General features: G+C 63.1%; 14 protein-coding genes and 1 pseudogene. 5 read left to right on the top strand and 10 right to left on the bottom strand.

What is annotated here, in order from left to right; genetic code table 11:
• The first annotated feature begins 32 nt into the window (after positions 1-32).
• Both ABVV53_RS06750 and ABVV53_RS06745 read left to right on the top strand, forming a co-directional pair.
• A complete protein-coding gene (locus ABVV53_RS06750) occupies positions 33-1,070 on the top strand; it encodes a mannose-1-phosphate guanylyltransferase (protein WP_353983629.1) in 1,038 nt (345 codons plus the stop codon).
• Positions 1,067-1,876, top strand: coding sequence for a class I mannose-6-phosphate isomerase (locus ABVV53_RS06745; RefSeq protein WP_353983628.1), 810 nt, complete (start codon positions 1,067-1,069; stop codon positions 1,874-1,876). The genes ABVV53_RS06750 and ABVV53_RS06745 overlap by 4 nt, the downstream gene beginning before the upstream one ends.
• A gap of 65 nt (positions 1,877-1,941) precedes the next feature.
• Here the strand turns inward: ABVV53_RS06745 and ABVV53_RS06740 are convergent, their stop codons facing one another.
• From ABVV53_RS06740 to ABVV53_RS06695, 10 genes are all read right to left on the bottom strand, one after another.
• The gene (locus tag ABVV53_RS06740; protein ID WP_353983627.1) at positions 1,942-3,300 is read right to left on the bottom strand and encodes a lipopolysaccharide biosynthesis protein; all 1,359 of its coding nucleotides are present in this window, start codon (positions 3,298-3,300) and stop codon (positions 1,942-1,944) included.
• Position 3,301: 1 nt separating this feature from the next.
• The gene (locus tag ABVV53_RS06735) at positions 3,302-4,648 is read right to left on the bottom strand and encodes a hypothetical protein (protein ID WP_353983626.1); all 1,347 of its coding nucleotides are present in this window, start codon (positions 4,646-4,648) and stop codon (positions 3,302-3,304) included.
• Positions 4,645-5,244 carry an LbetaH domain-containing protein gene (locus tag ABVV53_RS06730; RefSeq protein ID WP_353983625.1) on the bottom strand — a complete coding sequence of 200 codons (600 nt, stop codon included), beginning with the start codon at positions 5,242-5,244 and terminating at the stop codon, positions 4,645-4,647. Before ABVV53_RS06730 ends, ABVV53_RS06735 begins: the two co-directional genes overlap by 4 nt.
• Before the next feature lie 8 nt (positions 5,245-5,252).
• On the bottom strand, positions 5,253-6,230 hold the full coding sequence (locus ABVV53_RS06725; protein WP_353983624.1) for a glycosyltransferase family 2 protein: 978 nt from the start codon (positions 6,228-6,230) through the stop codon (positions 5,253-5,255).
• Positions 6,227-6,835 (bottom strand): LbetaH domain-containing protein, encoded by a 609-nt coding sequence (locus tag ABVV53_RS17275; protein WP_419956757.1) that lies wholly within the window; start codon positions 6,833-6,835, stop codon positions 6,227-6,229. Before ABVV53_RS17275 ends, ABVV53_RS06725 begins: the two co-directional genes overlap by 4 nt.
• Positions 6,828-7,997, bottom strand: coding sequence for a glycosyltransferase family 4 protein (locus ABVV53_RS06715; protein ID WP_353983623.1), 1,170 nt, complete (start codon positions 7,995-7,997; stop codon positions 6,828-6,830). Before ABVV53_RS06715 ends, ABVV53_RS17275 begins: the two co-directional genes overlap by 8 nt.
• Positions 7,994-9,391 carry an SGNH/GDSL hydrolase family protein gene (locus ABVV53_RS06710; RefSeq protein ID WP_353983622.1) on the bottom strand — a complete coding sequence of 466 codons (1,398 nt, stop codon included), beginning with the start codon at positions 9,389-9,391 and terminating at the stop codon, positions 7,994-7,996. The genes ABVV53_RS06715 and ABVV53_RS06710 overlap by 4 nt, the downstream gene beginning before the upstream one ends.
• A gap of 13 nt (positions 9,392-9,404) precedes the next feature.
• Positions 9,405-9,743, bottom strand: coding sequence for a spike base protein, RCAP_Rcc01079 family (locus ABVV53_RS06705; RefSeq protein WP_353983621.1), 339 nt, complete (start codon positions 9,741-9,743; stop codon positions 9,405-9,407).
• Between the two features lie 100 nt (positions 9,744-9,843).
• Entirely contained in the window at positions 9,844-11,064 is a 1,221-nt protein-coding gene (locus ABVV53_RS06700; protein WP_353983620.1) for a WcaI family glycosyltransferase, read from the bottom strand.
• Positions 11,061-11,300 (bottom strand): hypothetical protein, encoded by a 240-nt coding sequence (locus ABVV53_RS06695; protein WP_353983619.1) that lies wholly within the window; start codon positions 11,298-11,300, stop codon positions 11,061-11,063. Before ABVV53_RS06695 ends, ABVV53_RS06700 begins: the two co-directional genes overlap by 4 nt.
• A gap of 387 nt (positions 11,301-11,687) precedes the next feature.
• Here ABVV53_RS06695 and ABVV53_RS06690 point away from each other — a divergent pair, with 387 nt between their 5' ends.
• From ABVV53_RS06690 to ABVV53_RS06680, 3 genes and pseudogenes are all read left to right on the top strand, one after another.
• Entirely contained in the window at positions 11,688-12,167 is a 480-nt protein-coding gene (locus ABVV53_RS06690) for a response regulator transcription factor (RefSeq protein ID WP_353983618.1), read from the top strand.
• Positions 12,168-12,255: 88 nt separating this feature from the next.
• A pseudogene (locus ABVV53_RS06685) lies at positions 12,256-12,678 on the top strand (transposase); the annotation flags it as partial.
• Positions 12,679-12,759: 81 nt separating this feature from the next.
• Positions 12,760-12,996, top strand: a 237-nt coding sequence (locus ABVV53_RS06680; protein ID WP_353983617.1) for a transposase, incomplete at its 3' end; no start/stop codon positions are given.

Below are 12,996 nucleotides of genomic sequence, written 5' to 3'. Positions count from 1 at the left end.
GAAAATCTCGCGACGGTGGCTAGGACCTCCTGATGAATCAACTCGTACCGGTTATACTTTGCGGCGGCAGTGGAACGCGGCTCTGGCCCCGCAGCCGGGCATCAAAGCCCAAGCCGTTCTTGCCTCTTGTCGGCGACAAGACTCTTTTCGAGGCCACCCTGGCCCGCTGCCCGGCAAGTGCCGGTTTTGCTCCCCCGATCGTAGTTACGGGCGCCCCCCACCTGGGCTATGTCGAGGCTCAGTCGGGCGACGTGCCGGGTAGTACGATCGTCGTGGAGCCCTGCGCCCGAAGCACTGCTGCCGCCATCGCTCTCGCTGCCTTGCGCCTGCCGGGGGATGCTGTGATGCTGGTGTGCCCCAGTGATCACCACATCGGCGACCCCGAAGCCTTCGTACGAGCAGCTCACACAGCGGCGGAGCTGGCGCAGGAAGGCTGGCTGGTGTCGTTCGGGATCGAAGCGACCACTCCTGAGACCGGCTTTGGGTACATCAAGCGCGGCGAGCCTATCAATAGCCATGGGTTTCGCACTGCGCAATTCGTCGAGAAGCCGGATCTGAGGCGCGCTCAGGCTTTCCTGGCGGAGGGGATATACTCGTGGAATGGCGGTATCTTCGCGTTTCGCGTCAGCGATTTCCTAGGAGAACTCGGCACTCATCGTCCCGCCATCCTGCAGCAGGTGCGCGAGGCGGTGGAGAGTGGAACTGCAGACGGGCGGCAGTTCCACCCGGAACGGGAAGCCTTCGCGAAAGCGCCCAGTGAGTCGGTCGACTACGCCGTGATGGAGAACACGCAAAGAGCGGCGATGGTGCCAGCCGACATGGCTTGGTCCGACATTGGAAACTGGCCAGCGCTGCATGCAGCGCGCGAGCGGAACGAGGCGGGAAACTGCGCGCGGGGCGAGGTGGAACTGGTCGATTGCCGCAATGTCCTGGTGGACAGCGACGGCCCACGTGTGTCCGTCATCGGTCTTGAGGGGGTCTATGTCGTAGTTGACGGCGACGACATCATGATAACTACGGCCGAAGGCGCGCAGAAGGTAGGGAAGCTCTCCGGTGCTGTGAACCAATGAGCCGGGCGCTTGCGACCTGCAAGGTGGCAAAGCCGTGGGGTCGGGACGTGCTGCCTGCGCCCTTCGTAGCTCCGGCAGCCGAACGCATTGGCGAGATCTGGTTCGAGCCCCCGCCGGAACTGCCGCAACTTCTCGTGAAGTACATTTTTACGAGCGAGGCTCTATCGATCCAGGTGCACCCCTCCGATAGCCAAACCCAGGAAAAGGGACTTGGCCGGCAGGGCAAGGAGGAGTGCTGGCTGATCGTTGATGCCGAGCCGGGAGCAAAGCTGGGCATCGGCTTCAAGGCGCACGTCGATCCCGATAGAATGCGCAAAGCGGCGTTGAATGGTTCCATCGAGGAGCTGCTCGATTGGCATGCCGTCGCGCCGGGCGACTTCTTTTACATCCCGGCCAATACGGTGCACGCCATCGGCGCAGGCGTCAGTCTGATCGAAGTCCAGCAGAACTCCGATCTTACGTACCGTCTTTATGATTATGGGCGGCCGCGCGAGCTGCATTTGAATGACGGCATGGCTGTAGCCAAAGGCGAGCCTTACCCAGCCAGTTGCAAGAGCAAGGCGCCTGCAGGCGGCTCGGCAACTCTGGTCGAAGGCCCGCTGTTCCGGCTCGATCAGGTGGCTGGCGTGCCTGACCAAAATACCGCTGCCCGTTATGCCGGCGCGCTGCTGGTGATCCCGCGTGAGGGGCGGGTGCACGTAGCGGGCGAAGAGATCGCTCCCGGCGGCTGTGCCGTTGCCGACCGCCTTGCCGAAGTGGCTTTTGACAGCTCGGGCTTGTGCCTCCTTGCAGCACCTTGCACATGAAGCGTTGGCTGCCAGTCGAGATCTGGGACGACAGGCTTCGAGTAGCCCAGCAGGACAGAGCACAGCTAGCTTGCCATAGATGCTCCGCTCACGAGCCGGCGAAGATAGCTCTGCAAGCGTGGCACCGCTGCGAATAGCTCCTGGCGGCTCGCCAGCGTGTCTCTCGCCAACCGTCCGATCACCAGCAGCATGACGAAGTCCAGGGCGGCAACGGCGTATCCTGCTCCTGCCACACCGCAGGCTTCGACTAACAGACAGGCCGCAGGCAGACTGAACAGTGCCAGCACGGCGTACCAGACCGTGTAGCTCGCCTGTCGGTCACACGCGAGGATCAGGTTGGAGATCGGGTACCACACGCCCCCGAACAGGATCGCGAAGCCCATTGCAGTGACCAGACTCACCGGCGGCGCAATCGCACCGTGAGTCCACAATTCAATGATCCAAGGCCCCAACGCCATGAACCCCAGTGCGTACGGCAGCACCAGCCCGGCGGAGAACAGCAGGATCACCAGCACCATCGTCGCCATGCCGTTGCGGTCATCACGAGCCACGGCGGCCGAGAACTCTGGCATCAGCGGAGTGCTGACGATCCAGCACATCTGCATGCCCACTCTGGAAAGTGTGCGCGTCGCCGCAAAGATCGGCACGGCTGCAGGCCCGGCCACTGCGCCCACCATCAGCGCAGTCCCCTGCAATAACAGAGCTTGGGCGATGGGCAGCAGCATCACGGCCCCTGCAGGTGCCAACAGTGCACGCGCCTGCGTCCAGCTCCCACGCCGAAGCCCAATGACGAGCCAAGGCACCATCCGCCGCAGGAGGAGCATCTGGAGGGCAAGCCCCGTTAGCCGACCGAGCAACCATGCCGCGGCGGCCCCCACCAGTCCCCCGCCGCTCAGCACCACCGCGACGAGCACCGCATTCTCTATCAGCAGCACCATGGCGTTCCAGAAGGCGCCGGTCGCGAATCGGTTCGCCGCGCGGAAGCCCGCGAAGAAGATGCTGCCCTGAACCGCGAAAACGCCATAAATCGCCAGCAGCCACAGGGTCAGCTGCAATTCCGCAGACGATCCTAGCAGCGCTTCACCGAACCCGCTGGCGGGCAAGAGCCAAACCGCTGCCGAGAGAAGGCAGATAATCACGCCAGAACTAGCCAGGATCGCACGCCAGGCACTTTGGAAGATGCTGATGGCTTCCTCGCGGTCGCCGCGCGCGGCTGCCATCGTCATCCGGGTGCCTCCAGCAGTCGCGAACCCGAGGTCGCTTACACTCAAGAACTGCGGGATGGTCGCGAGAAGCAGCCATTTGCCGTAGAGAGCGAGACCCCAGTGCGTCGCCAGGATGGGTACAAGCGCGAGCTGCGTGGCGGCGACCACCAGTTTGTCGAAGGTCGTCATGCCGATTCCGGCGGCAACACGGCGGATCACGTCACTTCTTCCGTAAGATCGGTTCAGGCGCTGCCCACAGCGGTGGCGGCAGAAGGTAGAGCTGCCTCACTGGCTTGGGCCGGCTCAGCCGCAGCAAGCGGAGGCCGAACACAATCCCGGCCGTCAACAGTGCCGAGCAACCGATGAACGAGGCGTCGAAGCGCCACATGGCAATGCCGGCAAAAGCGCCGATCATCTGCACCCCACGTGCGTTGGGAGCGATAGACCGGAAGATTGCGTGCCACATCAGCAGAAAGACGCCGAGGCCGAGAGGCCAGAACCAGCCGAAGTTGGCGTAGCTCTCCCCATACAGCGTGGAATTCAGCGCCAGCGAAGGCAGGTTTGCGATGCCGTCCCCAAGGGTAAGGCCAAAGTTCTGAGGCCGATCCGGCCACACTCCTCCCGGCAACAGCAGCGTGATTGGCCGGGCGAACATGGCATAGGAAAGGAACGGTCGGGTGGTCGTACCATAGTTCTCGACGATCCAGTTCAGCACCACGAGATTGGAGGACTCGAAAACCCCGTTGAGTGCGGCATCGGTCGTCATGGAGCGAAGACTCTGCGCTCGCTGCGCCGTTTCCCAGGCCGCAGCGAACGAACTCAGGGTGTAGCCTTGCGCCGTCGCCAAGCCACGGAATGCTGGCCACATCGTGCTGAAGGTGGACAAGGCCCACAAGCTTGCGCCGCCCACCAGTGCCATCCGTAAGGGCCGGTGCTTCATCAGCAGCATGGCAGTGAGCAGGAGATACACGGCCGTGATGCGATTGAACGTCGTGAGTAGGTCAAGCACAGCGAGAGCCGCGCCGAACAGGATCGCGCGCTGCGCCGTCATGCGTCCGGTCGTGACCCTGTAGAGCAGCACGGCGAAGACCGCGTTCCGCGCGACGTTCGACGCATACTTGATCGGCAGGAAGGCAGGATTCTCGAACGCGCCCTCGAGGTTTGCCTGCCAGTGCCCGCCTTTAGCGAGGCCGGTGAGCATGAAGGAGACCAGGCCTGTCACGATGAATAGCAGGATCACGGTCGTGAACACACGGGGGTCGGTGGTATCAGCGCTGCTCGCCCGCACTCTGGGAAAGAGCATACGGATTGTTGGCAGCAGGAACATGCCAAGGATGAGCAACGCGGTCGTCGGCAGATCGTCGTAGGGCCGGTACATCAAGGAAAGTTCGGGTAGAACCGACTGTCCCTCGACCAGGAATACGAACAGCGGGATCATGACATAGTAGCCCTGCCCGATCAGGATACCGTCCAGGAAGTCGAGCCGCGACAAGTCGAGCCGCGCGAGAATGACGAGGTTGATCGCCGCTCCCGCTAGAAAGAAGATCCAGATGAACCCCGCGATCACGAGCGCGCCGCCCCCTGCCGGCCGAAGCGACGATGTCTGATCGCGGCTGCAGGGTTTCCGGCATGGACAACGCCTGCCTCAAGATCCTTCATCGCCACGCCCCGCGCGCCGAGCACGGCCCATTCGCCGACGGTCACACCGGGGCCGACGAAAGCCTCCGCCGCGACCCAGCAATGGGCGCCGAGCGTGATCGGCCGCACCTGAAGCTGGAAGTGGGGATCCTCGTAGTCGTGGGTTCCCGCGCAGAGAGTTGCATCCTGGGATACCACGGCGAAGGCTCCCAGCGTGACCGGCGCCTGATTGTAGCAGTTCACTCTGGGCCCCAGCGTCGCATGCTCGCCCATTACCAGAAACCGCGGATACCAGATCCGTGCACTGGCGTAGACGTTGGCGCCCTTGGCGACACGCGCGCCGAATGCCCGCAGGATCAAGCGGCGCCACGCGCGCAGCGGCGGTGGTGTCCAGGCAGCGAGCACCATCCAGCACAGCAAGAACAGTGCGCGATGCAGGCGCAGGCGCATCGTGAAGCTTGCGCCGCCGGTGCGAGGACTGGCGCGCTCCGCATCGAGGATCGGCGAGGGCTTGGAGGTCTTCACAACAGAGATCACAACTTCAGCCCCGTTGCATCGCGCAACGCCGCCCGCTTCTCCTCTGGCGTGACGCAGGATCGAATTGCCTGCTCAAGTTCGAGTACGCGCACGTCGACCAGGAACCGGTACCAGAAGCCCTGCATCAGATGGTAGACCAGCCCGGCACGTCCATCGAGAAAGCCCAGTTGAAAGACGTAGCGGTAGAGGAAGTAGGCAAGAGGGCCGATGCCGAAAGGCAGCCGATTGTACACTTTCGCTTTCAAATGCCGCTTGAGCCCGGCCTGCTCTCCGCTGTTGGCGGCAGTCAGCTCCGGTCCCTCTGCGAACAGGCCGTGCCTTTTACCAAGCACGTCAAGAGCCTCACGCGCAGCGTAGCCGTTGTGCTTGGCAACGAAGAAGGCGATGTCGCGCAAGTTGGCATCCTCGAAGAGGCCGGGCAAAGCGATGGTACGCCCCCCGCGAACCCGGACGTGTTCGTCCATCCACCGATCTTCGACTTCCCCCAGGCCGTTGCGCCAGACCCGCAAGAGATGGAGCGGATAGCGGCCTCCGTGGCGGATCCACTTTCCCATGAAGACGTGGCGGCGGTTGAGCACAATGCCGGTCACATCCTGCGTAAGCGTCGGAAGAACCAGTTCCATGCGCTTCGCCAGCTCCGGGCCGATAAGCTCGTCGGCGTCGAGCCGCAGGATCCACTCGGTTTGTACGCCACACTCTTCCAGCGCAAAACGGAACTGCCGCGCGTAGTTGACCCAGGCATTCTGCACCACGCGCGCGCCCATGCTCCGCGCGATGTCGACAGTGCGATCGCGCGAGAAGGAGTCCACCACCAGCACCTCGCGCGAAAAGGCTTGGGCATTGGCAATGGCGCGAGCGATATGGATCTCTTCGTCTAGCGTAAGGATGATCGTGGTGATGCCCGGCAGATATCCGGCTCGCACTGCACCACCTGCGGACAAGCGCGGGGCTTCGAAGTGTCTCAAGGCCGTCATTCCGCCGCCTCGCGCAGGACGCCGCGCACTTCACTATCGTGAAACGCACGCACGTGCGGATCGAAGCGCTCGCGGATTAAGCGCGCCGGCGTTCCGGCTACGATGGTGTAGGGGGCAACGTCACGCACGACAGTCGCCGCCGAACCAATGACCGCCCCCTCGCCCACTTTCACGCCTTCACGGATTGTCACTCGCTCACCTACCCAGGCGTCGGCTCCAAAGATCGTGACGCGGCGCGGTTCGTCCGGGCGGCCCAGCCGTGTCGGGGTGCCCGCGATGTCGAACACGTGGTCGGCGCCCACGATCCGGCAGCCTGCCGCGATCATGCACAAGTCACCTACAACGACAGGGCCGTGTGCGGCGAAGCCCGGCCCCAGATAAGCGTAGCGCCCGATCCGGCTGCCCCGGCCGACGATCAGGTCCTTGCCCCACTGGAAGCCCTCCCCGACTTCCGCGAGCCGCAGGCGGCGGCGAATCCAAGGCAGGAGCATACGCCGCACCGCCGCTTTCGCGCTGCCTTCCACTTCGCGACGGCAGCGGGCGATTACCGCGTCCGTCGTGCGATCCGGCTCCGGCATGCCTTGCCCGCACACACGATCAGGCACGGCCTGTAACCTCCAGCACGGCCCGCTCAATGATCGCGGCCTGCACCTGCGGCGCCCACTTCGCCTTGATCGCGGCACGGGCATGGTGCCGTACGTTCGCACGAGGCGGAGCGGTGGCGAGCCAGGATGCGATTGCATCAGCAAGGCTCGTGGCATCGTCACGCCGAAAGAATGCCCCGGTAAGGCCCTCTTCGATCACCTCCACCTCGGGCATCTGCGCGTCGAAATCACCGTGCGTGATCGCCGGCGTGCCGTACATCAAGCTGTGCATGGCAGTGAGCCCGATCTTGCCGGGCGAGACTGTGAGATCGGCGTGGTAAAGAAGCGGACCTACCAACTCCTCGTCATGACAAGCGCCAAAGAAAAGCACCTCCAGAGCGTGTTCAGCCGCCATGCGCTCCAGCTCTGCTCGCTCCGGGCCCTCACCCACCAGCAGCACGTTGACGGCCTGTCCGCGCTCCTCAAGCAGCACGGCGGCCTTGAGCAGCACATCGAACCGGCACCTCGCGGTCAGCCGCGCGGTACAGATGAGCAAGGGGCGGCCAGGATCAGCGAAGAACGCCTGCGGACGCTCGGCATTCGTCATCCCGCTCTCGATGAGTGCGATCACGGCGTCGGCCCGCTCTACTGCAAGGCTGTTATAGACGACGGTGATGCGCTCGGGCGGAAATCCCACTGCGGTACCCAGTCGCTTTCCGCGTTCGGCGTAGACAAGGAATTGATGCGACAAGCCGAAGTAGAGGCGGCGTACGCGTTGCTTCAGCCGGTTTTCCGGCTTCAGCCAGCCATGCCCCCAGAACAGGACCGGAGTGCGCCGCCAGCGCGCAAGTACGGCCGCAACCCACGTCGAGACAAAGTTTGGGTCCGCCAACATGATGAGTGCGTCGTAGTGTCCGCCGCCTGCTGCTTTCACCGCCTGCGGCTGCCACAGGAAATTGCCGAGGCGACGGAAAGGCGCCTTGATGAAGCGATCGACCGCTGCGGTGTCGGCATGCAAAATGCCTTCAAGCGGCTCGCCGCTGCCGTAGAAGTCGTAGGCAATCGCCTTGCTGCGATCCATCGCCTGCATCACGGCCTCCCGGTAGTGCGGCCAGACATGATAGATCACGGCGACGCGCAGCGGCGTCTCAGCCGAGGCCTCATGGCTGGCCGCCCCAGTCATCCGAGCATATCCTCCAGGACCGCGAGAGCGCTGCGGGCGTACCGCTCACCGATGTACGCGGCGCCGTAGCTGCTCGGGTGAATCCAGTCCGGGTGGATCGTAAAGCGCGCGTTGCCCTCCGTCTGGCGTACCATCGCCATCGCTCCTGCCGTGACCGGTCCGCTCCAGGTCACCTTCGTGCCATTCTGAGTGAAGCTGGCCAGCCGCGTTGAGCCGTCGGAAAAGATAATTGTGTAAGTCGAAGCCGAAGTGCCCGCCGGCCACGGTGTGGCCAACGTGGCGCTGGTGGCATCCGAAAGCGTGGTGCTGAACCGCAGCTCCGAGCCCGATCCGCTGATCCAGCGCCCCTGCGGATCGCCATTGATCGGCACGAACCGGCACAACGGATCGGCGAAGGCTGCCACCGCCTGCGCGACACTCGCCTCGGCTGCAGCAATGAAAGACTCGCTCCGGTTCGGCGCGGCAATGCACCCGAAGACGATGATGGGAACGCCCGGAAATTGCGCGCGCGCAGAACGCAGCCCAGCGAGCGCGTTCGTCTTGACGATCGCGTTGTCTTGGCCGGCATAAGCATCGTTCACGGATGCATGCAGGAAGATTACCTCGGGCGAATGGTACGCCAGGCCAAGATCGCCATTGTCGATGCGCTGGTCGAAGCGATAGACATGGCTGGCGCTCTGGTTCCAGCCGGTGCCGCCGGAGCCGCTGGCCTGAAGCGCAAGCCCCATCCTGTCGGCCATCTGTACTGCAACGCCATCCGCGGTGAGATCGGGGCCTGAGCCAAAGACGTAGCTGTCGCCCAGGAACACCGTGTGAGGGACGTCGCTCGCATCAACTGGCCAGAGCGCCGCTCCATCCTCCACCGCCCCGCCTGCGAGCCGACCGGTCCTCATCGCTTCGACAACGATGCGGCGCACGGCACGACTGCCGAAATCGAGCGTCAGATACTGGTCTGTGTTGCCGGTGGTCGTTTCAAGCACCGTCCCCGACAGCGACACGTAGCGCCCATCGACGATGAAGCGATACGGCACGCTGGTGGGGCCTAGACGAGCGGTGAAGTAGCGACTGTCTGCCATCACCTCCCAGCGGGCGTAGCTGTTCAGCTGGTTGGGTACCCCGTCCTGCACCCCTGCGCTGATGCGGCCGCCGCTGGCATAGCGGCCACCGACGACGTGCCACACGCCTTGGCTGACGCCGTTGCAAGGGTAGAGAGTGGACGAAGTGAGGGCGGGAAAAGTCGCTCCATGATCGACAACGATGGGCGGTGTCGAAACGGTTCCGGCAATCCTGGGATTGCTGATGTCGGCGGCTTTCGCGGTACGGCGCAGGCGATCGAGCAAACGTTGGTTGGCGATTTCGCGCGGACTTGCCGCGGGGATCATGACAGCGAGCATCGCAGATCCTCCTTCAGGCCAGTGCGTGGAACGAGGCAGCGGCGGTCGTGCCGCTCGCCAGCACTTGCGTTGCCGCAAAGGGCAGGATCGTCAGCCCGGCCGAGACCGGAACCACGATGGTGCTGGCGTCAGCAAACCGGAAGGCGACATCACCCGATCCGATCGCCACGACGGCGATGGCGCGCGCTGGCGCGAACTCCACATCCGGGGTGATGGCGGCAGCGCCATGGTAGGACGGCTCGCTCGTCGGCAACGGTGTGCTACGCGACACGAGAGCGGCGCCGTCCGCCCCGGCAAAGGCAATGGCGGTCTGCGGCACATAGGCCGCAGGTGCAGTGATTTGAAAGGTCATCAACAGCTCCTACGCGCGGGAGTCTCCCGCGGATTGTGGAGCCGGGAAACTATGCGCGATCTGGCGCTGTAGGAAAGAACAAAATACGAACTTCCGGAAATCATGCTGCAAGCTCGGACAGCTGGAGCTCAAAGCGCCCAAGTATTCGAGAGCGACTCCAGCGCTCCTCCGCCCGCTCACGGCCCCGTCGCCCCAGCTCGGCGGACCAGTCGGGATCGTCGATCAGTCGCTCGATCGCTTCGGAGAAGGCTTCGGCGTCACCGGGCTTCACCACGATACCGCAGCCATCGACCTCCTCGGCAAGGCCGGTGCCCGCTGCCGCAGTCGCCACGACCGGACGTCCTGAAGCAAACATGTTGGTGAGCTTCGAGGGCAACAGGAGATCCGCCGCACCGGCGATCTGCGGGAGCAGGTGCACACTGGCGAGGCCGAGCAGATCGCTCAGGCACTCGGCGGGTTGAAGTCCTTGGAACTGGATATTGTCCAGACCTTCGGCCGACGCTATCAGCCGTTCGCGCAAAGGCCCCTCGCCGCATACCACGAAAGCAAGGTCTTTGCGGTGGCGCAGGCGCCGGGCCGCTTCGACGATGAGCTCCAGGCCTTGCTTGTTGGCAATGCTACCGGAATAAACCGCGACGTGCGGCCGATCGATGCCCCACTCCGCACGAAAACGCGAAGGACCGCTGAGCGGTGCGATCCTCTCGAGCGAGGCCCAGTTTCGAAGTTCGACGATCTTGTCCGTCTCGATACCTCTTCCGGCCAGGCGCGCGCACATCTGGGGCGAGATCGTGCTGAGTCGGTCCGCGCGCAGACACCATTTTTCGAACGCGCGGGCCGTTTTCGAGACCAGCCCGTCGCTTGCGAGGAGCCCCGTCGCGAAAGCGGCCTCCACTTCGAAGTCCTGCAAGTGCAGCCAGAACTTGGCTCCGGTCAGTTTGGCGACCGCTTTGGCGACGACCGTGGAGACCAGCGAGGGCGCGACTGCAAGCACCACGTCCGGACGCCAGCGACGCGCTTCAGCAAGAGCGCAAGGCAGAGCAAGGGCAGCAAAGCTCATGTGGTGCAGCAATCGTTGAGTACCGCTAGGCTCCCGCGGCACGTAGATCGGCAGGCGAACGACAGTGACGCCATGCTCCACCCGCCGGCGGACCCGCTTGCTCTTGAAGGCGGGCTCCACTTGCCAGCGCGGGTAATACGGCTGAGCGCAGATCACGGTCACCCGGTGCCCGGCCTCTACGAGCGCCCCGGCCATACCTGCAGTGTAGGGTCCGATGCCCACAAGCTCAGGCGCATAGTTGATGCCGAGGATCAGGACATTCACGCCGCTTCAGCCCTCATCACAGGCTTTTGGCTGACAACGCGGCTCGCCGCCCGCTTGCCTTGCGCCAGCGAATTGGTGCCTGCCCGTGCCGCAGCACGGCTCCGCTTGGACACCTTCACCGTGTCCGCACCAAAGCTGTGCTGAATTGCCCTTTTCGTGAATACGGGCTGCCGCAAGCCGCGCAAAGCCGACCATAGTTCATCGTGATTGCCCCCAATCTTAATGATAAACAGCAACCACGGACTCCTGTCCGAGACAAATTACAATTTGGTCATCTTGGTTAATACAGGAATGGGCCCTCCTCGCGATTGCACGCCAATCCACGGCGCATTCGGAAGTCGGAGGTTAATATTCCGGTTTGGCGATCAGGCAGCCTTAGGACATCCGCCATCAATGGGCGACGGCCAGTGCTTGTCCATCTGAAACGGATGGGATTGCGGCAATCACGTGGGCTAAAATGCGGGAGTATCCCTTTAGGCACAATCCTTAGGGGATATTCGTTGGAGCACGCATCCAATCTTACTTTGATCGATGGCCATTCTCGGCGACGGGCGTCGATAAGTCACGCGCTGGCAGCCGCTGATATGCATATTGAGCCATTCGAGGATATCGAAGAGCTCGCTATGTCTTGGCCCAGATTCGGAGTCATCATGATCCACGACGAGGCAGACCACATCGTCAGCTTGGTCGAGAAGATGGCGGCTCACGGAGAATGGCACCCGATCGTTGGCTTTTCAGAAGACCCGGCACCGCGTCAGATTGTGCAGGCGGTTCTCGACGGCGCCGTGGAATACGTCGCGTGGCCGGTTCCTGCGGGGGAACTGAAAGATACGCTCGCTCGCGCGATCGAAAAAACGGAAGCTGTCGGCAACACCAAACTCCGCGAGGTGATGGCGCGGTCGCGCCTGGAGCGTTTAACCAAGCGGGAGCGTCAGGTTCTCGACGGAGTGGCCAATGGCCTGTCCAACCGTCTGATCGGCGAGAAGCTCGCCATCAGCCCCCGGACCGTCGAGATTCACCGCGCCAACATGCTTAACAAACTCGGCGCCAACCACAGCTCAGAAGCGATCCGCATCGCCATCGAAGCTGCATTGATCCATTAGAGCGGTTTTCGAGCGTCGTGAGTCAGCGGGGTATCCCACCTGGCATGACTTGATTCAGAGTTCGTGCTGGTGGAGGAGGCCAGCATGGATGGGGCAGCCGCTGTCAATGGATTTGCGCAGCCGGCTTCTGGCTGCGGTTGATGACGGGATGAGTTGCCGATCGGCAGCGGCCCGGTTTGGCGGATCGGCGGGAGACCGGCAGCTTCGCTCCCAAGCCTCAGGGCGGCGACATGCGCTCGCGTCGAAAGAGGAGCGGCGGGCGGAGATTCTTGCGGTGTGGGAGGCGTGCAAGGACATCTCGCTGGAAGACTGCGCGTAGCGTTGATCGAGTTCGGCCAACGTGTTTCGATGGCCGGGCTTCACCGCTTCTTCGTTCGTCACGGGATGACGCGCAAAAAAGGCTGGCCATGCGATCAAGCAAGACCGCCCCGACGTCCTGAGCCAGCGACACGACCAGTTCGATCGCCAGCTAGATCTCGATCCCGGACGGCTCGTGTTCATCGATGAAACCTGCGACGTCCTGCCTATTTTTTCATCCACTTTGAGTGAGATTTTTCCGGCGCTTTAGAGCCATCAGGCAAGGAGCTGGGAATTGAAGAAGTCGAGGTACACCGAGGAGCAGATTGCTTTCGCGTTGAAGCAGGCGGAGACGGGTACACCGGTCGCGGAGGTGATCCGCCGTATGGGGATCTTCGAGCAGACATTCTACCGCTGGAAGAAGGTGTACGGCAGATTTGGTGTCGGCGAGCTGCGGCGGGTTAAGCAGCTCGAAGAGGAGAAGCGTAAGCTCAAGCAGCTCGTTGCTGACCTGAGCCTGGACAAGCACATC

Source organism: Novosphingobium kalidii, from assembly GCF_040534015.1.
Classification (GTDB): domain Bacteria; phylum Pseudomonadota; class Alphaproteobacteria; order Sphingomonadales; family Sphingomonadaceae; genus Novosphingobium; species Novosphingobium kalidii.
The sequence above is the reverse complement of the archived record's forward strand: the minus strand, read 5'-3'. Positions and strand labels throughout refer to the sequence as shown.